Here is an 18,367-nt window from a genome sequence, read left to right as displayed (position 1 = left end):
GGCCAGCGCAGGCCCGGCGATGCCAAAACCAGAAATCAAGACCGTGGCTGACGCCATGAACCACCCGATGAACTAGGTTCTGAAGTTATGGACGGCTACGCCTACGACACCGCGTTGTTGATACTGCGGCTGTGCCTCGGTCTCACCATGGCGGCACACGGCTACAACAAGTTCTTCGGCGGCGGCGGGATACCCGGCACCGCGGGCTGGTTCGAGAGCATCGGGATGAAGCCCGGCATGCTGCACGCCAGGATCGCAGCGACCACCGAGTTGACGGCGGGCCTCGGCCTGGCCGTCGGACTGCTCACCCCGGTTCCGGCAGCGGGTTTCGTCGCCCTGATGCTGGTGGCGGCGTGGACCGTGCACCGCCTCAACGGCTTCTTCATCGTCAAGGAGGGCTGGGAGTACAACCTCATCCTTGCGGTCAGCGCCGTCGCTCTCGGCGGCCTGGGCGCAGGCCGGTTCAGCCTCGATTACGCGCTGTTCTCGGGCACAAGCTTCTACGACCTACTGCACGGCTGGTGGGGGATGCTCATCGCGGCCGGGCTCGGGCTCGCCGGTGGCATCGGCCAACTAGTGCTGTTCTACCGGCCGCCGCAATCGGCGGACGCTAACTGACCCGTCCGCCCACCACGGTCGTGGCGACCATGTCCGACGCCAGCGTCTGCACTACCGCGGTCGGTGTCAGCACCATCAGGTCGCCTGCCTGACCGACCTCGACTGTGCGGGGCACCGACGGACGGTCCGGGTGGCCGAGGAACAAGCTCAGTGCCTCGTCAGCCGTAATGCGTTCGATGGGACCGAGGACGTCTCCGGCCGCGGTGGTGCGATGAACGGCCGCGCGCATCGCTGCCCACGGATCCATGCCGCCGAACGGCGCGTCAGTGCTCGCGGCGAGCGGGATTTCGGCCCGCATCAGCGACGCCACGCGCCACAACTGCGGGTGTTCGCCGACGGGCACGTCGCGAAGGTAGTGCTCGCCGCGTTCGGCGACGAAGTTGGGCTGGGTGACAACGGTGACCCCGACCTCGACCAGGTCGGCGAGCATCTCGTCGGGCACGACGGCGGCGTGCTCGATGCGGTCGAGGCGATGGCCGCCCGCCGACCGCAATGCGGCGAGCGCGACGACCAGTTGGGCGTGGGTCACGCAGTGCAGCGCGACCGGGATGTCGTCGTCGTGATGATCGCTCACCCAGCCGATGAGTTCGTCGACGTCGAGCCGGTCGTCGTGCAGGATCCGCTTGCCCGGCGCAAGGAAGTGCAGCCGCTGCGGAATTTCACCGCGCCGATGTGCCACCGATAACGTCGCCACGTCCTCGGCGGTGAGATCCGGGGTGGCATCAGTGATTCCGGTGACGCCGTATCCGGCGAGGCGGTGGGTGATGTCGGCGAGTGCGGTCACCCGACGCGGCAAGGCGTGCGCCCAGTCATCGGAGCTGCGCAGCCGGCCGTCCGGATGATCGGCGAGGCCGACGCGGGACAGCGCGGCCGAGTTCAGGATCCACATGGCACCGCTGCGGTGCTGGACCCGTACCGGTGTGTCGGCGACGAGCGCGTCGAGCTGGTCGCGGTCGAGTTCACCTGCGACCGACGCGTGGTAGCCGACCGCCCGGATCCAGCCGTCCGGTCCCGGTTCGGCCGTTCTCAACGCCTGCGCCAGTCGCGCTTTCGTCCGGACCTGCGGCGGCCCGACGCTCAGCGAGTCGAGCGCGGCGGCCATCGCCCGCAGGTGCAGATGATGGTCGTGCAGTCCGGGCAGTACCGCGCCGGCGTCGGCATCAACCACCTGTTCGGCGCCGACGGGGTCGAGCCGGTCGCCGATTTCGGCAATGCGCTCGTCGACCCGCAGGTCGGCGACGCGACCATCGGGCAATCTGCCGCGGCGAATCAGCATGGGCCAAGCCGGGTTTCGATCAGTTCGCGCACGCGCTGGTTATCCGCGCCCAGCCGAGCCGCGGGTTTCGACGGCGGCGCGGGGACCCGCGGCGGTTCGACGGTTCTCGGACTGACGATCGGCGGTGACGTGGCATAGACGGCGGCCACCTCCGCGAGGGCCGTCTCGACGGTTTCGCCGCCGCCGCGTGCAAGCGAATCGAGCACTGCCTGCGTGGCCGCCAAACCGGTCAGCGGGTCAGCGATCGCGTCGCCGACGAACACCACGCCCGCGCCGACCAGACCGCCCGCGACGGCGGCGTCGTCACCGAAAGCCGCCCTGTCGGCGCACTCGCCCTCGGTGCCATAACCGGTGACGCGCAACCAGACTCGGCCGGCCCGACCCGGCACTTGCTCGGGCCCCAGGCCGCGGCGGGTCAGCGCCGAGGGCCGCGACCCCTCGATCACGACATCGGCGGCCTCGAGAAGCGGACGCAATCCGTCGTCACGAAGATCGACAGCGTAGGACAACTTCGAGGCGTTCATCCAGTCGAAGAATCTCTGGTCCCCCCCGCGGGTGCCGTCGGGCCTGTTGCGGCTCTCCACCTTCACGACGATGGCCCCGGCGCCGGCGAGCAGATGTCCGCACAGCGGTCCCGCCCACATCGACGACAGGTCGGCGACCAGCAGGTCGGACAGTCTCCGTTGGGCCCGATGCCCGTTGGGCACTGATCGCGGTGCTGCGGGCAGGGTTTCACCGAGCACCGCGGCAGGTAGGTCGAGCATTCGCGCCCGTGCGACGAATTCGTCCGCGCCGCGTCCGGCGGCCGCCGCCCGCAACGCCGCCCACGGATCGGTTGGCTGTTCGGCGAGCTCGAGAAGCGCCGGAACCGCCTCGACGTCGTCAATGCGCGACAGCGTGAGTGCGCACCACCCGTCCCTGGTGGACAGCAGCCGCGTCGCGCCGCCCGCCGAAACCCGCCCGGCGGGCGCCAGCCCGAGCAATCCGGCACGGCCGGTGAGGATCTCGTCGGCGTCGACGTCCACGGCGCCACCGAGGTGGGCTGCACTGCGCTCGATGCCGTCGGCCGTCTGCCGCGCCGAAGCGAGCACGGCATCGGGAATGCCCAACGAACCCACCGACACATTGTGCATGGGACTACGACGCCTCGATCGCGTTCACCAGACCCCAGCGGAGTGCGGTGTCCGCATCGATCGTGCGCCCCGACAACACCAGATAGGCCGTGCGCCAACGGCCGATCCGTCGCGTCACGCTGACCGTGCCGCCGGCGCCCGGGATCAGGCCGAGGCTCAGTTCGGGTAGGCCGAGCACCGAATCACCGTGCGCGCCAACCCATCCGCAGAACGCGGCCATCTCCAACCCGCTGCCGAGTACTTGGCCGTGCACGTGCGCTCGGCAGCGCTCCCCCAGCCGGGCGGTGAGCTCGTCGAGCACCAGCGCGGGGCTGTGCCGCACCCGTGCGATGTGCGCGCTCGCCGGGTCGGCGAAGGAACCGAATTCGGCGAGGTCGCCTCCGCTGCAGAAGGACCGGCCGTTGCCGGACAGGACCACCTCGGCGATCGACGGGTCGTGGCGGGCGACGTCGAGGGCCTCCAGGAGCGCGGCCCTGGCGTCGTTGGAGAACGCGTTGTGGCGCGACGGCCGGTTGAACCGGATGTGCAGTGTGTCGCCGTCACGGTCGGCCACCACCGGATCCGGAAGGACCGGCGCGGCGGCGGCACCCCGGTGCTCCAACCACGCGGCGAACTCGCCGCCGGATTGCAGCGTCGAGTAGGCGAGCGACTCCGTGATCACCCCGGCCGGCGCGGGACCCTGTGCATGAGCCGAGCGAAGCACGTCGGCGCAGATCGTGGCCGCCTGTGGCCACGTCTCGAAGCGGGTGCTCAGCTCGGCGAGCGCGGCCGCCGTCGACTCGACGGTGACGACCCGGCGGTCGGCGACAGCGTCCTCGCTCAGGGTGAGGGTGGCGCGCCCGAGCCAGTCTTGTGCGGGCGGTGATGCGATGTCGTCGGCGGACCCGACCGCCACAAGCACACCGGTCCGGGCCGGCGAATCGGTCGGCGGGTCGCCGAGGTCAACGACGAGCACGGCCCCGCACGGCGCTACACCGGGTCGAACGATGAGATCAGCCAGGCATCGCTGATCTTCTTCAAGCCCACCTTGACCGCGCTCGCGGCGAACGCACCGTCGGGATTCTCCTTGCTGGTGGTGACCTGGTTGATGAACACGAGAATCACCGCGGAGTCCGGATGCATGTCGGAAACGGCAGCCCGCACGACCGTCGCAGAGGTCTTCACCGACTTCTGCTTCGCCGCCGGAGTGACGACCTGCTCCGTGAACTGCGTGTAGTACGACAGGAAGTCACCGGTCAGGTGGGACTTGGCTGTCGCGAAGTCTGTGTCCAACTTGTCCGGTGAATACGACAGCAGCGAAACCGTGCCGTTCTTCGCCGCGTCCAGCGCGACGGCCGACGCGGCCGCGTTCGTCTCTTCGTCAGGCCGGTACTGCTTGAAATACAGCCACGCCGCGAGGCCTGCAGAGGCCACGAGCGCGACCGCCAACAGCACTACACCGAGCCGGGCCCACCCCACCCGTACCGACCGACGCACAATGCCGTCTCGCGACTCCGACTTCGTATCCGTTTCCTGTTCGGCGGCCACGTCGTCGTGAGCGATGACCTCGTCGACGGATCCTTCTGTGCCGTTCTCGGCCTCGTCGACATCTGTCACACTCGCTGTTTCGTCTGCGGTCACGGTACGAACTCCACCTTCGACATCTTCAGCTGGTCGCCGTCACGCTTCAGGTCGACCGACAACCGCCATGACCGCGGCTCCTGTTTGGCCCCGGCCGCGTTGGTGACGCGCGAACTGGCGGACACGAGAACGACGGCCGAATCGTCGCTCATCGATTCGACCGCGGTGGCGTTGACATTGACCACGGTGACCACCTTCGACTCCTGCGCCACCTTGATGAAGTCGTCCGCTTGGTTCTTGAAGTCGTCTCTGAACGCACCTGTCGAGTTGTCGATGATGCGCTGGACGTCCTCCTTGGCCTTGTTGAAGTCCAGCGACATCAGTGTCACGACGCTCTGCCCAGCTGCTGCGGCGTACTGCGCGCGGCGCTGCTGATCGGCCACCTGGTGGCGGTGGTCCAGGATCATGAGCACGCTCAAAGTGATCAATGCGGCGGTACAGGCGACAGCGATAGCGGCCGCAAGGGTCTTCAGGATGCGACCGGCTCGCCAGCGACGTCGCTTGCTGGCGGGCTCTGCTTCCGCGGGCTCCTCTGCGATGTCTTTCTTGATGGCTTCGGTGTCCGATTTGGCAGCATGAACCGGACTCGCCTGGGCCGGTGCGGCCACGACGTCAGACGTTTCGGTATCGCCTTGGGGCGCGTCTGGCGATGCCACCTCCGGCGCATCGGCGTTCGTTTCGACCTCGGCGGCTGCTTCGACGTCGGCGGACGCTTCTCCTTCTGCGTCTTGGGCCTGCCGCCGCAGCCGGATCGCGCGAGCTCTGGCGCGCGCGGCAGTGGCAAGCGCCTCGGCCTCGGCCGCCTCTGCTTCTGCTTCCTCCGCGAGTGCCAGTGCTTCGGCCGCATCAGCCGGCTTCCCAGGACCCTCCGGCGGTCCATCGACGCGATCAGCGTCGATGACCGGCGCGCGGCGCCTGAAAGACTGCACAGCGACCTCCTTGTTCTGCGAGTGCTCTACTCAATGAGAATGGCATTATTCATTTTTGAGTATTGCCGCGACGATACAGCATGCCCAGATCGGAGCCGGGCCGCCTTTCCTGCGGAAATGCTATTTCCCAGCTGTGCGAGCGCTCAGCGCAATCTGTCTTTCATCACTTTGCCTGTCGCGCCTAGCGGCAGTTTGTCCAGCAACTCTACGTACCGCGGGACCTTGAAACCAGCCATCCGATCCCGGCTCCAGGCGATCAGCTGGTCGCCGCTGACGGCCGTCTCGCCGTCTCTTACGACAACGAACGCCTTGCCGACCTGGCCGAGGCGGTCGTCGGGCACGCCGATCACCGCCGCCTGTGCGACCGCCGGGTGCTCGAGCAGGAAGCCCTCGATCTCGGCGGGGTAGGCGTTGAAGCCCCCGACGATGAACATGTCCTTCTTGCGGCCCACGATCAGCAGCCGGCCGTCGTCGTTGAACCTGCCCAGGTCGCCGGTGTGCAACCAGCCGTCGTCGTCGATCGCTTCGCCGGTCGCGACCGGGTCGTCGAAGTAGCCCTGCATGACGCTGTAGCCGCGGACCAGCACCTCGCCGTCGTCGGCGATGCGCACCTCGACCCCGTCGCACGGCACGCCCGCGGTGGTGGCGATGTCGCTGAACGAGTCCCCCGGCCGCGACAGCGTCACCGTGCCCGCCTCGGTCAGGCCGTAGCCGGTCGCCAGCGTCTGGAACGGCAGCTCCTCGTGCACCCGACGGATCAGCTCGACGGGGATGTCCGCCGAGCCGGTAACCCCGGCGCGCAGCGTTTTCAGCTTGCTCTTGTCCTCGACCGCCAGCAGCGAGTGATACAGCGTCGGAGGCCCGGGCAACATGGTGATCCGTTCGGCCTCGATCAGTTCCACCACTCGGTGGACGTCGAACACCGGCACCGGCACCATCGTCGCGCCGCGGGTGAACGACGCGATCAACCCCGCCTTGAACCCGAAGGTGTGGAAGTACGGGTTGACCATCAGATACCGGTCGCCCTCGCGCAGATCGGCCAGCTCACACCATTCCGCGTACAGCCGAAGGTTCTGCGAGTGGTTCATCATCACGCCCTTGGGCCTGCCTGTGGTGCCCGAGGTGTAGATGATGTCGGAGATGTCGGTGCCGTTCACGTCGCGGGCGAACGGCGAACCGCTGGAGAGGAAGTCGGACTTCAGGTCGATCACGGGCACGCCCGCAGGCGCGGTGTAGTCATAGCCGAGGAAGCCCTGCTGGATCAGCACCGCCTTGGCGCCGCTTCTGCCGATGATGTCGGCGGCTTCCTCTGCCTTGAAGCGGGTGTTGACCGGAACGAGCACACCGCCTGCGGTGAGCAGACCGAACGCGGCGATCATCCACTCCGCGGAGTTCGGCGCCCAGACCGCGACCCGCTCGCCCTTCTCGATCCCGAGGTCGTTGAAGGCGCCTGCCGCACAACGGATTCGGTGGACCACCTCGGCGAAGGACAAGCGCAACAAACCGTCGACGACCGCCTCCGCGTCGCCGAAACGGTCCGCCGCGCTCAGGACCATCTCGGGGATGGTCTGCCAGGAGGGTTGTGTCACACCGTGACGAGACGACCCAGGTTGCCGCCCATGATCTTCGCCTGGTCCTCGACGGCGAGATGTTCGAGCGCGGTCACATAGTGGGTCGGCTCCGCCAGTCCCTCCGGGTGCGGCCAGTCGGAGCCGTAGAGCACCTGCTCCACCCCGATCAGGTTGATGAGGTCGTCGATGCCCTCCTCGTAAAAGGGACTGACGTAGATGCGGTTCTTGATCTCCTCGATCGGGTTACCGAGGAACGCCTCCGGCGCCTTCTTGTAGACCTCGGCCATGGAGTCCAGCAGCGGGAACATCCACTTCGAGCCGGCTTCCACGATGCCCACCTTCAGTTCGGGGAACCGGAACAGCGCGCCGTGAATCACCCACGAGGCCACCGCGTCCTGGATCGGACGCCACTCGTTGAGGATCGACATGGCATTGGTCTGAAACGGCAGCATTTCCTGGGCGGCACCGTCCCACTCGGAGGTGTAGCGGGAATAACCGCTGTCACTGGAATGCATGCCGACGAACACGTCGTACTCGACGCACTTCTGCCAGAACGGATCGAACTCCGGCAGCGCGAACGAGCGCGGGCCGCGGAATCCGGGCACCGGCGCCGGGCGGACAAGGATCGCGCGGGCGCCGCGCTTGACGCACCACTCCAACTCCTCGATGGCCTTCTCGACGATGGGGAGGGTGATCACCGGCGTGGTGAAGATGCGGTTCTGGTAGTTGAAGCCCCAGACCTCGTCGAGCCACTGGTTCAGCGAATGGATGAGGACGTGGATGGCGACCGGGTCATCGGAGAGTCGCTCCTCGATCAGGCTGGCCAGCGTCGGGAACATCAACGAGCGCTCGATGCCCAACTCGTTCATCTTCTCGAGTCGCGGACCGGGCTCGAAGAAGGCCGGGATGGCCCTCATCGGCTCGCCGAACAGTTCGCGCTTGGTCTTCCCGTCGGGGTTGCCGAACTTGAAGTACTCCTCCCAGGCGCCCGGCTTGGCGACCACCGAGAAGGTCGGGTTCGGGATGTAATTGCTGATCACACCGCGCAGCGCGATCTTCGTGCGGCCGTTGACCTCGACGTACTGCACGACGTCCTTGTACTCCTTCGGCAGGTACTTGGTCATCGCCTCCGGTGGCTCGTAGAGGTGATTGTCAGCGTCGAACAGCGGAAACGGGATGTCGACCCGATGCGAAAGTTGCCCCATGAAACACTCCTTATCCTCCTAGGAGAATCCTATTCTCATCAACTGTTCAACGCAATGCGCTCCCTGACTCAGGCTGACAGGTTCTGGCGAACTCAGGCCGACAGGTTCTGGCGAACTCAGGCCGACAGGTTCTGGCGAACTCAGGCCGACAGGTTCTGGCGAACCACGAACTTCTGGACCTTGCCGCTCGCCGTGCGCGGATAGTCGTCGACTTCACGCAACTCTTCCGGCCATTTCTGTTTGGCAACCCCCGCCCGACCGAAGTGCTCGTGCACTTCGGCCATCGTCGGCATGGCGTGGCCCGGCTTGACCCGCAGCACGGCGGCCGCGTGCTCGCCTAGCCTGGCATCGGGCGCGGACACCACGACGGCCTCGGCGACGGCGGGCATCGTCAGCAGCAGTTCCTCGACCTCGAGCGCGCTGATGTTCTCGCCGCCGCGAATGATGACGTCGGCCTTGCGGTCGGTGATGGTCAGATAGCCGTCGTCGTCAAGCACGCCGACATCGCCTGTGCGATACCAGCCGTCGGCGTCGAAGGCTCGTTCGGTCAACGCGTCGTCGGTATAGCCGAGGCACAGATCGGGCCCGCGACTGTAGATCTCACCGTCGGGTCCGAGCCGGATCTCCACACCGGGCCGCGCATTGCCGTCGGTGTAGAGCCGTTTGTCCTCTGGCGCATCGCGACTCGATCCCGTGATCGACGGATGCTCGGAACTGCCGTAGGACCGGAAGACGAAGATGCCCATATCGGCCAGCCTGCGGGTGACCGCCGAGGGCACCGTAGACCCGCCGAAGCCAACGGTTTTGAAGTGTGCCATGTGTGCGGGTGTGCAGTCGGGATGGTCCATCAGACTGGTGACGAAGTACGGCGGGCCGCCGCCGATCGACAGGCCGTGGCTTTCGATGAGCCGCAGGACGTTGCCCGGATCCCACACGTCGGCAAGGTCGATCGGCGCACCCTCGAGCACCGGGATCAGAAATGCGCCCAGCATGCCGATGAAGTGTCCGACAGGCGTTGCGGTGAGCTGTCTGCCGCGGTCGGGCGGATAGTTCGCATGCAGCTGGCGGGTTTCGAAGCCGAGCGTCTGGTGGCTGTGGACGACACCCTTGGGGTCGCTCGTCGTGCCCGAGGTGAAGGCGATCAACGCCGGGCTTGCCGGATCCGCCGCGACGGTGCCCACCAGCGGATCATCGGCCAGCAGCTCGTCGAAGGTGCTTCCCACCAACCCGACGATGGGTACGTCCGCGCAGAGGTCCGGCTGGTACGTCATCCGGCCGAACTCCTGGGCCGTGATGAACACCTTGGGCCGCGCGGCTTTCATGATGTGGCTCAGTTCTTTTCGGCCGTAGAAGTGCACGATCGGCACCACGACCGCACCGAGGAGTGTCGATGCCCAGAACGAGGCCGCCGCCTCCATCCAGTTCGGCAGCTGCAGCGCCACCACATCCCCGGGCCCGACGCCTCGTTCACGCAGACCTTCGGCCAGCCGGCGGGCCTGCAACTCCACGTCGGCAAACGTGCCCTCGAAAGGACGAACGGCCGAGTGCACACAGAAGGCGGTATCCGGATTGGCGGCCAGTCCGTCGGCGACGAGATCACCGAGGGTTTCGGGCCGCCACCAACCCTCTTCCTCGTAGCGTTTTGTCAGCTCTGACGGGATTTTTCGCATGGCGCGCGCAGGCACCTCCCTTCGGTCGTGATGCTATTCTCCGATACAGAGAATGCCAATACCGCAGACGGAGAACGCTCGATGGTCGACCTGGAGTTGGATGACGGTCTGGCGGTCATCACCATCGACCGCCCGCACGCCCGCAACGCCATCTCGCTGGAGACGATGGATCAGTTCGACAAGGCGCTCGACGGGGCCGAGGGTGCGGCCGCACTCGTCGTCACCGGGACCGGCGATCGCGCCTTCGTATCGGGAGGCGATCTCAAGGAGCTCAGCGCGCTGCGGACGGAGCGCGAGGCCGGTGCGATGGCATGGCGGATGCGGTCGATCTGCGATCGCATCGCCGGCTTTGCCGGCCCGACCATCGCGGCGCTGAACGGGCACGCGCTCGGCGGCGGCGCCGAGGTAGCGGTGGCGGCCGACATCCGGCTGGCCGCCGACGACATCAAGATCGGGTTCAACCAGGTGGCGCTGGAGATCATGCCTGCGTGGGGCGGCGCCGAGCGGCTCGTCGAATTGGTGGGCTTCAGCAAGGCCCTGCTCTTGGCGGGCACGGGGATGATCCTGACCGCGCAGGAGGCTCAGAGCAGCGGCCTGGTCGACCATTTGGTCCCACGCGAGGCATTCGACGCGGAATGGCGGAGGATCGCCAAGGCGTTGGCGCATAAACCCGCAGGCGAGATCAAGCGCGTGATGCGCGGCGTCACCACCACCGAGGCGGTCACCGCCTTCGCGCGGCTGTGGGTCTCCGACGAACACTGGGCGGCCGCGGACAAGGTGATGAAGCGCGACCGATGAAGCGCGACAATTGACCAAGCGCGGCAAGTGATTTCGCGTGTCACCTTCCACCGCGAGCGTGCGTGTTTGCACACGACACACCGGCAAAAAGTGTACAGCCGCGCACGCTCGCGGTGCTGAACTAGACGCCGAGCACCCTTATCGGGTCGCGGCCGTCCCACTCCGCGGCGGCGTCATGCATGAACATCGCATTGGCCGCGGTCGCGTCGGTGAGTTCGGAGATCTCGATGACGGCGGCGGGCGCATTCGGTGGCTCGACGTAGGCGAACCGGACGCCGTATCCCTCGCCGCCGGACCACACCACCGGCCAGCCGGCCTTCTCGACCGCACGCATGGTGTCGGTGAAATCACTTGTCCAGTAGGCCAACTGGTGAAGACCGGGGCCGTGCGCGGTGAGGAACTCCGTGAAGATGCTGGGTGTGTCGTCCTGCTGATGAATCAACTCGATCTGCAGTTCACCGGTGTTGGACCACGCGATCGACAACGTGGTATGACACGGATCGCCGCGGTACAGCGCCTCCATGGGCAGCGCGCGCATCACGAACCACGGGCCGACGCCGAGTTCGAGCCAGCCCGCCATCGCCTGGTCGAGATCGTCGACGACGTAACCGATCTGGCGCACCGGCCCGGGCAGCACGGTCATGATGCGGTCGGGTGGACGACGACGCGCGGCGGCCCCTGTCCTTTGCGCACTTGGTCGATGGCGTCAGGCACTTCGTCGAGTCCGATGATCTTGCCGATGCTGGGCGACGGGTCCAGTCGGCCGCCGACGACCGCGTCCAGCGTGCCGTACCAGTCCTGCGGAAGCGGTCCGCCGCCGAACTGGATCGTCATGCCCTTGTGCGTGGCAGCCGTGCAGTCGATCGTCCCCGCGTCGTACCACCCGCCCGCGACATACACGCGCGCCATGAATTCGCACGAGTCGACGATACTCTGCAACAGGCCGTTGCGGCCGACACATTCGAAGATGACCTGTGTGGTCTGAAAGTTGTTGGCCCGAAACGTCTCTCGCCAGACGTCATACGGGTCGCTCGACGACGGGTTGACAAGTACGTCGGCGCCGAAGGTCTTGGCGTACGCAAGCCGGTCGTCGCTGTAGTCCGCCACCACGATCGGGCCTACGCCACGCTCGGCCAGCGCGGCCACCGTCGACAAGCCGATCGCGCCCGCGCCGATGACCAAAGGTAGTTCACCGGGTTTGATACCAGAGCAGCGGACGTAGAACTCCCCCACCGCGAATGCATCCACCACCGCGACAGAGTCGTTCGCGACGCCGTCGGGCACCGTCCGTGCCATCACCTCCGAAACCAGCATCAGCTCACCGAACGCGCCTGGCGCATCGGGATTGTGGCCGATCACGAGGGGCTCTTGGCCGTGGCGGATCATGATCGGCAGGCTGGTCACGCGGGCGCCGACGGGGAAGGCGCCCGAGGAGTCGGGTCCGTGGCCGACCACCTCGCCGATGAACTCGTGGCCCATGACGGTGTCCCGGTCGGAATCCCACACGAACCGGTCGGCCGAGTTCGGATGATCCAAATAGTGCACATCCGAAGCGCAGATTGCCGCGCTCAGCGGTTTGATGAGCAGTTCGCCGGGGCCGGGCACCGGGTCTGCCGTCTCGCGGACCTCGAGCCTCCCGTCGCGTAGCACCACCGCACGCATCTCAGATCTCCCTCTTACTCGCGAAATCGACTGAGGCTGCACTCATCATCTCGACGAGCATGCGACGATCGACCGTCCATATCTGTGATGCCACCGCCCGGTTGTTCTCGCCGACGACGTGGACGGGCCCGTTGCCGATGTTCTCCGCGATCTCGCGCGCGACGTCCTCCGACAGCATCTGCATCGCAGGGTCGTACCGGACACCCATCCGCTGCAGCGCCGGCGTGTATGTCGCGCCGAGGGGTGTGCAGCACACGTCGACGCCGAACTCACGCAGCTCGGCCCAGAGCCCTTCGGCGAAATTGTGCTGGAACGCCTTCACCGCCGAGTAGACCGCGAGAGTGGCCGAGCCCGCGATACACGCGAGCGACGCGACCAGCACAATGCCGCCTCGCCCGCGATCGCGCATAGCCGGCGCGAATTGGTCCACCAACGCGACGGGCCCGATGCAGTCGAGCTTGATCTGCTTGAGCGCATGGTCGAAGCCGGTTTCCAAGAATGTCGTTGTTCGGTCGGAGGCGCCTGCGTTGTAGACGACAAGCCCGACGTCGAGCATGTCGGTCGCCTCGGCCAGCTTCGCCGCGACCTCCGAATCAGTCAGGTCCTGTACAACAGCTTTGACCCCGACACCATGGCGTTCGCGCACGCCGTCGGCGACCTCTTCCAGCAGTTCCTGATTTCGTGCGATCAGCACGAGGTTGAGTCCGCGCTCGGCCAATTGGTCGGCCAGGCTTGCGCCGACTCCCTCAGACGCGCCTGCGATGACGGCCCACGGACCGTATCGCTGCGCAAACTCGCCGATCATCGCGAGCCGCCGCCTCCTGTCAGTATTCGCGGGGTGTGAGCCGTCCTGCGACGAATCCGCCATCCGTCGGGCCCGCGCACAAGTTCGTCGTCGTAACGGCCGATGGCCTCTACCCATGGGCCGTTGTCCTCGGGCGTCACCATCAGAACGGCGTGCACGTAGGTCCGCGCCGTCGCCGTATCGCCGTCGGTGTCTATGACGAAATTCGACAGCCGGTGATACGTCGGCCCCATCGGGTCGTGGATCTGCGCGAACAGATCGGTCAACGCGTCGGGATCCGTGAACGTCCCGAGCTCGCCGTAGTCGAGGTTGACCTCGTCGGCCCAGCATGTGCGGAACAGCGGCCAGTTCTTGGAGTCGATTCCCGTGGCGTAGCGAATCAGCACCTCGGTGATTTGCGCCTTGTCGGCATTCACGCGGGAAAGGTTAGCCGATCGCCACCTGATGGACCGCGTGTTCTCGCTAGACGAGAATGCCATTTCCGATTACTGTCAATCGGGTGTCGACACAGCAGAAGGCGCTCGCGCCCGAGATCTCTACCTGGCCCGACGAGAACCCCCAGCTGATCGGTAGCCGCTGCGGCGCATGCGGCGCCACCACGTTCCCCGTCCAGCAGCGCTGCCCCAAGTGCAGCGGTGGCGACATGTCCGACGTCAGGCTGCCCCGCCGCGGAACGCTGGTCGCGTGGACGACGCAGGGCTTTCCGCCCGGCGCGCCGTACAAGGGCCCGACGGGCAAGGACTTCGTCCCGTTCGGCGTCGGGCTCGTGCAACTCGACGACGTCATCCGCGTCGAGGGCCGGCTCACCGAGAACGATCCAGAGAAGCTGCAGTTCGGCATGGACGTCGAGCTGACGATGATTCCCTTCGCCACCGATGCCGAGGGCAACGAGCTCATCACCTTCGCGTTCCAGCCGGTCTAGAGAGGACGAGCCATGACAAACGACGTCGCCATCATCGGCGTGGGGCTTCATCCCTTCGGCCGGTTCGACAAGACCGCGATGGAGATGGGCGCCGACGCGATTCAGTTCGCACTCGACGACGCCGGTGTCGACTGGAAGGACATTCAGTTCGGCTTCGGCGGCAGCCATGAAGTGTCGAACCCCGACGCGGTGACCCGACTCGTCGGCCTCACCGGGATCACGTTCACCAACGTGTTCAACGCCTGCGCGACCGCGGCGTCGGCCATCCAGCAGACCGCCGACACGATCCGGCTCGGCAAGTACGACATCGGCATCGCCATCGGTTTGGACAAGCATCCGCGCGGAGCGTTCACCGACGACCCGGCCAAGCTGGCCCTCCCACAGTGGTATGCCGAGAACGGCCAGTTCGTCACCACGAAGTTCTTCGGCATGAAGGCCAACCACTACCTCCACAAGCACGGCATCTCGCAGGAGACGCTGGCCAAGGTCGCGGCAAAGAACTTCCGCAACGGTGAGAAGAACCCGAACGCGTTCCGCCGCAAGCCGATTTCCGAAGAGGAGATCCTCAACTCGGCCGTGCTGAACTATCCGCTCACGCAGTACATGTTCTGCGCACCCGACGAGGGCGCGGCTGCGGTGATCATGTGCCGCGGCGACATCGCGCACCGCTTCACCAAGAAGCCGGTGTACGTCAAGGCCACCGAGATCCGGACGCGCACCTTCGGTGCCTATGAGGTGCATGCGACCTTCGCGCCGCTCGACGAGGACCCATCACCGACCGTCTACGCCGCGAAGGCCGCGTACGAGGCGGCGGGCATCGGTCCCGACGACGTCGACGTGGCGCAGCTGCAGGACACCGACGCGGGCGCCGAGGTCATCCACATGGCCGAGACCGGGCTGTGCGCCGACGGCGAGCAGGAGAAGCTGCTGGCCGACGGCGCCACCGAGATCGGTGGCTCGATGCCCGTCAACACCGACGGCGGCCTGATCGCCAACGGCGAGCCGATCGGCGCGTCCGGGCTGCGGCAGGTGCACGAGCTGGTGCGCCAGTTGCGTGGCGAGGCGGGCGACCGCCAGGTGCCCGGCGAACCGAAGGTGGGCCTGGCGCAGGTCTACGGCGCGCCCGGTACGGCGTCGGCGACGATCCTCTCGGTGTAGCCGCGGGAACCATCGGCCCTGGTCCGTCAGCTCCTCGCGTCCGCTATGCCAACCGTCGCCGAGACCGTCAACCGCTACGCGGAGCTGCTCGCGAGGGGTGGCGCCGATGAACTGGCTTCCCTCTACACTGATGGCCCTGCTCTACGACCTCGGGCTGCTGTCCTACGTCGGATCGCTCGGCTGCTTCACCACCGCGTGGATCGCGTTCGCGACTGCAATCCTCTACGACAAGAATCAGATCTTCCCGAAATGGTTCGCCTACGTGACCGTATGGCAGATCGTCACCGAGGTGATAGCCGTACCGGTGTTCATCTCCAAGGCAGGCCCGTTCGCGTGAAACGGATCGATCGCCTTCTGGGAGGGCACCGTAATCTTCGGCATCTGGATCTCGTGTTTGATCGTGCTGCTGAAGAAGGCGAACGAGCTACAACCGTCTGACGAGGCGCCGCTGCCATGACCGACACCGACCAGGGGACCACGACCACTGTCACGCAGTCCGGTCGCACCGCACACCTGCCGGGCGACGGCGCCATGTGGGTGATGGTGCTCGGCGACTTGGTGTTCTTCGGCGCCTACTTCATCATCTTCATGGTCCATCGCGCGATGGTCCCGGAAGAGTTCCTGCAAAGCCAGCAACACCTGAATCTCACCGTCGGCGTGGTGAACACCCTTGTGTTGCTCACCAGTTCGTGGTTCGTCGCGCGCAGCGTGATCAGGGCGCGATCGGGTGACCACGACGGCGCTCTGCGGTTGACCTACCTGGGCGGCGCATGCGGGGTGCTGTTCATCGTGATCAAGGCCTACGAGTGGTCGGCGAAGATCGCGCAGGGCCACACCATGCCCAGCGACCAGTTCTTCATGTTCTATTACATGCTGACCGGCGTGCACCTGTTCCACGTCGGTCTCGGTCTGCTCATTCTGGGAATCGTGGCGCGCGAGCTGGGTGACTCGCGCAAGAGGCGTACGTCCATGGTCGAATCCGGGGCCACCTACTGGCACATGGTCGACCTGCTCTGGATAGTCATCTTCGGCCTGCTGTACGTGATGAGGTGAACGAGTGACCGCGGCCGTGAACGCCGACAGTCGGGCGGCCAGGACCACCACGTACGCGTGGCTCGTCCTCTCGGCCGTCACCGTGGTCTCCTGGTGGCTGGCGCCGGGCCACACCGGCGGACACGCGGTGGCAAATGCCTCCATCACCGTCGCTGTCGCACTGCTCGGAATTGTCAAGGGTCGCATCATTACCGCTACTTCATGGAAGTGCGCACCGCCCCGCGATGGCTCAAAATCACCACCGACGCCTGGCTCATCGCGTTGTGGGCGACGATCCTGGCGATTTATCTCTACTGAGCAACACTCCGTCGGGAACGAGACATGACCTGCCGGTTATGTTGTGCAGAGGCCGGTTCAAGCGCTAGCTGCGGCTATTTCAGTCGCTGGTATGGATGATCAGCACGTGGGTCTTGGCCCTGCGCAAGACGTCGCCGGGCACCGAGCCAAGCCACTTGTCGGTGCGTGTGCCCAGTCCCACGTTGCCAACCACCAACAAATCGGCCTTGACCTCCTCGGCGAGGCGGGACAGCGCCTGTGCCGGACCACCCAGACGACCCACCTGAATCGGTCGCGTCTCGATATTCATCGCCCCAGCCACCCTGGCCCGGTCGCGAGCGTCCCGAAGGATCCCATATATGGGGGACATCCCGTGCATCTTGAAGTCCCCCTCGCCCCCGAGGGTGACCTCGGCGCGCCCATCAATCACACGATCCGGCCGGGCCGGTCTTCCCCAGCCTCCCTTGTCCACATTCGGCAAGTGCGCCATCGCGATGATCAACTTCGCGTTAAGTGCCGCGGCAAACGCAGCTGCGTGGTCCACCGCACGCAACGACGTGTCCGAGCCATCTGTGCCGACCACCAGGGTCTGATAGGCGCTCATTTCCCCTCCAGGATAAAGCCCGACGGCAGCCCAACCTCCCAAAAAAGGCGAATAGGAGCCGTACCAAAACCTTTAGTCAGCTCATGAACTGGTTGGCGTACCCGGGGCAGTAGGCCTGGACCGCGTCGGCCATGAAAATCGCGGCCTGACGTGGACTGAATGCAGAGTGGTCAAGTAATAGCTCGTGAACGTTCGCCGGCGACTTGCCGGAGGCAAATGCCTCGCAGACCGTCCTGGCCCGTGGAATATCCTGTTCCGGTTGTGAAAAATTGACCGCGTCGGCGAAGAGCTTCTTCAGAAACGCGTCGTCGGTGGCGTCGGCGTCGGCGATGCCGGGGGTGACCAGACCGAGCGCGGCCACCGCTATCGCCGCGCCGAAAAGCTTGGGGACGTCGTGGCGGGCGAACATCATGATGACCACTCCTAAGTCGAACCGCAACGCGACAACTCTAGCCTCACGCTCAGCAATCGTGTTCCCTCTGCCATGAATTGCGAAACGGAGTTGTGGCCGCGCCGGTCCCCCTCCCGCTGCCAACGATATGGGGCCGCAATCCGGCCGCGCGCAGTCGAGCTAGGGGGTACCGATTGCGTTGATGCAGCTGATTACATCCTGCACGCCTATGGAGGGGTATCCCTGCGCGATGAAGTCGGTCAGCTTCTGTATGGCATCGGCGTTCTTGCCTTCCGCCAGCATCAGGGAGATGTCGTCGAGCTTTGCGACGCTGCCACTTTGGTCCTTCGTCTGGGCGGACTGGCGCTGGGCTTCCACCGTGCCGTTCCGAAGATGGGCTACCAGCATCCGGCACTCTACGACGGTCGTCGCCGAAGCGGTGCCAGCCAGGACCCCGTTCATGAACATCAACCCTACAAAGATCAGGACCAACCGGGTCAGGTTCATGGGACCCCCTCTGCGTAGTGATGCTGACCGCCTCGCCAGGCAGGCAAACGGCAGCCACCCACTGGCGGCTGATACCCCGCGCGGTCTTATGACAAACCCAGTGTCGGGTACCGGCCGGAGAATCCAGAACTCGTACCAATCAGATCGCCGATTCCGGACCGGCTGTGGA

The 18,367-nt window shown here is 65.9% G+C and carries 21 protein-coding genes; 6 read left to right on the top strand and 15 right to left on the bottom strand.

Annotated elements, in window-relative coordinates; genetic code table 11:
- Positions 1-87: 87 nt before the first annotated feature.
- Entirely contained in the window at positions 88-618 is a 531-nt protein-coding gene (locus QOC76_RS14450; RefSeq protein WP_526357523.1) for a DoxX family protein, read from the top strand.
- Here QOC76_RS14450 and QOC76_RS14445 read toward each other — a convergent pair.
- From QOC76_RS14445 to QOC76_RS14410, 8 genes are all read right to left on the bottom strand, one after another.
- Positions 611-1,894 (bottom strand): amidohydrolase family protein, encoded by a 1,284-nt coding sequence (locus QOC76_RS14445; RefSeq protein ID WP_526357522.1) that lies wholly within the window; start codon positions 1,892-1,894, stop codon positions 611-613. The two genes, QOC76_RS14450 and QOC76_RS14445, sit on opposite strands and share 8 nt — an antisense overlap.
- Entirely contained in the window at positions 1,888-3,012 is a 1,125-nt protein-coding gene (locus QOC76_RS14440; protein WP_526357521.1) for a CoA transferase, read from the bottom strand. The genes QOC76_RS14445 and QOC76_RS14440 overlap by 7 nt, the downstream gene beginning before the upstream one ends.
- Positions 3,013-3,031: 19 nt before the next feature.
- A complete protein-coding gene (locus QOC76_RS14435; protein WP_526357520.1) occupies positions 3,032-3,982 on the bottom strand; it encodes an enoyl-CoA hydratase/isomerase family protein in 951 nt (316 codons plus the stop codon).
- A 14-nt stretch (positions 3,983-3,996) separates the two neighbouring features.
- Positions 3,997-4,647 carry an Rv1363c family protein gene (locus tag QOC76_RS14430; RefSeq protein ID WP_526357519.1) on the bottom strand — a complete coding sequence of 217 codons (651 nt, stop codon included), beginning with the start codon at positions 4,645-4,647 and terminating at the stop codon, positions 3,997-3,999.
- Positions 4,644-5,576 carry an Rv1363c family protein gene (locus QOC76_RS14425; protein ID WP_526357518.1) on the bottom strand — a complete coding sequence of 311 codons (933 nt, stop codon included), beginning with the start codon at positions 5,574-5,576 and terminating at the stop codon, positions 4,644-4,646. The genes QOC76_RS14430 and QOC76_RS14425 overlap by 4 nt, the downstream gene beginning before the upstream one ends.
- 143 nt (positions 5,577-5,719) lie before the next feature.
- Positions 5,720-7,165, bottom strand: a complete 1,446-nt coding sequence (locus QOC76_RS14420) for a FadD3 family acyl-CoA ligase (protein ID WP_526357517.1) — start codon at positions 7,163-7,165, stop codon at positions 5,720-5,722.
- Positions 7,162-8,352: an amidohydrolase family protein gene (locus tag QOC76_RS14415; RefSeq protein WP_526357516.1), complete on the bottom strand. Its 1,191-nt coding sequence runs from the start codon at positions 8,350-8,352 to the stop codon at positions 7,162-7,164. Before QOC76_RS14415 ends, QOC76_RS14420 begins: the two co-directional genes overlap by 4 nt.
- A 140-nt stretch (positions 8,353-8,492) precedes the next feature.
- Positions 8,493-10,022 carry an AMP-binding protein gene (locus tag QOC76_RS14410; RefSeq protein ID WP_526357515.1) on the bottom strand — a complete coding sequence of 510 codons (1,530 nt, stop codon included), beginning with the start codon at positions 10,020-10,022 and terminating at the stop codon, positions 8,493-8,495.
- Positions 10,023-10,103: 81 nt separating this feature from the next.
- Between QOC76_RS14410 and QOC76_RS14405 the strand changes: the two genes are divergently transcribed.
- On the top strand, positions 10,104-10,820 hold the full coding sequence (locus QOC76_RS14405) for an enoyl-CoA hydratase/isomerase family protein (protein WP_526357514.1): 717 nt from the start codon (positions 10,104-10,106) through the stop codon (positions 10,818-10,820).
- A 121-nt stretch (positions 10,821-10,941) separates the two neighbouring features.
- On the opposite strand, the gene QOC76_RS14400 is transcribed toward QOC76_RS14405, so the two are convergent.
- Genes QOC76_RS14400 through QOC76_RS14385 form a run of 4 tightly spaced genes read right to left on the bottom strand, consistent with a single transcriptional unit; the run spans position 10,942 to position 13,703 of the window.
- On the bottom strand, positions 10,942-11,463 hold the full coding sequence (locus QOC76_RS14400) for a VOC family protein (protein WP_526357513.1): 522 nt from the start codon (positions 11,461-11,463) through the stop codon (positions 10,942-10,944).
- On the bottom strand, positions 11,460-12,482 hold the full coding sequence (locus QOC76_RS14395; RefSeq protein WP_526357512.1) for a zinc-binding dehydrogenase: 1,023 nt from the start codon (positions 12,480-12,482) through the stop codon (positions 11,460-11,462). The genes QOC76_RS14400 and QOC76_RS14395 overlap by 4 nt, the downstream gene beginning before the upstream one ends.
- Position 12,483: 1 nt before the next feature.
- Complete coding sequence (locus QOC76_RS14390; protein ID WP_526357511.1) at positions 12,484-13,287, bottom strand: SDR family NAD(P)-dependent oxidoreductase; 804 nt, start codon at positions 13,285-13,287, stop codon at positions 12,484-12,486.
- Complete coding sequence (locus QOC76_RS14385; protein WP_526357510.1) at positions 13,284-13,703, bottom strand: nuclear transport factor 2 family protein; 420 nt, start codon at positions 13,701-13,703, stop codon at positions 13,284-13,286. Before QOC76_RS14385 ends, QOC76_RS14390 begins: the two co-directional genes overlap by 4 nt.
- A 56-nt stretch (positions 13,704-13,759) precedes the next feature.
- Between QOC76_RS14385 and QOC76_RS14380 the strand changes: the two genes are divergently transcribed.
- The 4 genes from QOC76_RS14380 to QOC76_RS14365 all read left to right on the top strand — a co-directional run bounded on the left by QOC76_RS14380 (position 13,760) and on the right by QOC76_RS14365 (position 16,420).
- Positions 13,760-14,209: a Zn-ribbon domain-containing OB-fold protein gene (locus QOC76_RS14380; protein WP_526357509.1), complete on the top strand. Its 450-nt coding sequence runs from the start codon at positions 13,760-13,762 to the stop codon at positions 14,207-14,209.
- Positions 14,210-14,221: 12 nt separating this feature from the next.
- Positions 14,222-15,367 (top strand): thiolase family protein, encoded by a 1,146-nt coding sequence (locus tag QOC76_RS14375; RefSeq protein ID WP_526357508.1) that lies wholly within the window; start codon positions 14,222-14,224, stop codon positions 15,365-15,367.
- Between the two features lie 130 nt (positions 15,368-15,497).
- Complete coding sequence (locus QOC76_RS14370) at positions 15,498-15,704, top strand: hypothetical protein (RefSeq protein WP_526357507.1); 207 nt, start codon at positions 15,498-15,500, stop codon at positions 15,702-15,704.
- A 116-nt stretch (positions 15,705-15,820) separates the two neighbouring features.
- Complete coding sequence (locus QOC76_RS14365) at positions 15,821-16,420, top strand: cytochrome c oxidase subunit 3 family protein (protein WP_526357506.1); 600 nt, start codon at positions 15,821-15,823, stop codon at positions 16,418-16,420.
- Between the two features lie 376 nt (positions 16,421-16,796).
- Here the strand turns inward: QOC76_RS14365 and QOC76_RS14360 are convergent, their stop codons facing one another.
- The 3 genes from QOC76_RS14360 to QOC76_RS14350 all read right to left on the bottom strand — a co-directional run bounded on the left by QOC76_RS14360 (position 16,797) and on the right by QOC76_RS14350 (position 18,198).
- On the bottom strand, positions 16,797-17,300 hold the full coding sequence (locus tag QOC76_RS14360) for a universal stress protein (RefSeq protein ID WP_526357505.1): 504 nt from the start codon (positions 17,298-17,300) through the stop codon (positions 16,797-16,799).
- Positions 17,301-17,376: 76 nt separating this feature from the next.
- Complete coding sequence (locus QOC76_RS14355) at positions 17,377-17,712, bottom strand: DUF732 domain-containing protein (protein WP_526357504.1); 336 nt, start codon at positions 17,710-17,712, stop codon at positions 17,377-17,379.
- Between the two features lie 159 nt (positions 17,713-17,871).
- Positions 17,872-18,198, bottom strand: coding sequence for a hypothetical protein (locus tag QOC76_RS14350; RefSeq protein ID WP_526357503.1), 327 nt, complete (start codon positions 18,196-18,198; stop codon positions 17,872-17,874).
- Between the last annotated feature and the right edge of the window lie 169 nt (positions 18,199-18,367).

Source organism: Mycobacterium sp. (assembly GCF_032159565.1).
GTDB lineage: Bacteria > Actinomycetota > Actinomycetes > Mycobacteriales > Mycobacteriaceae > Mycobacterium.
This window is presented reverse-complemented; position numbering and strand designations above follow the sequence as displayed.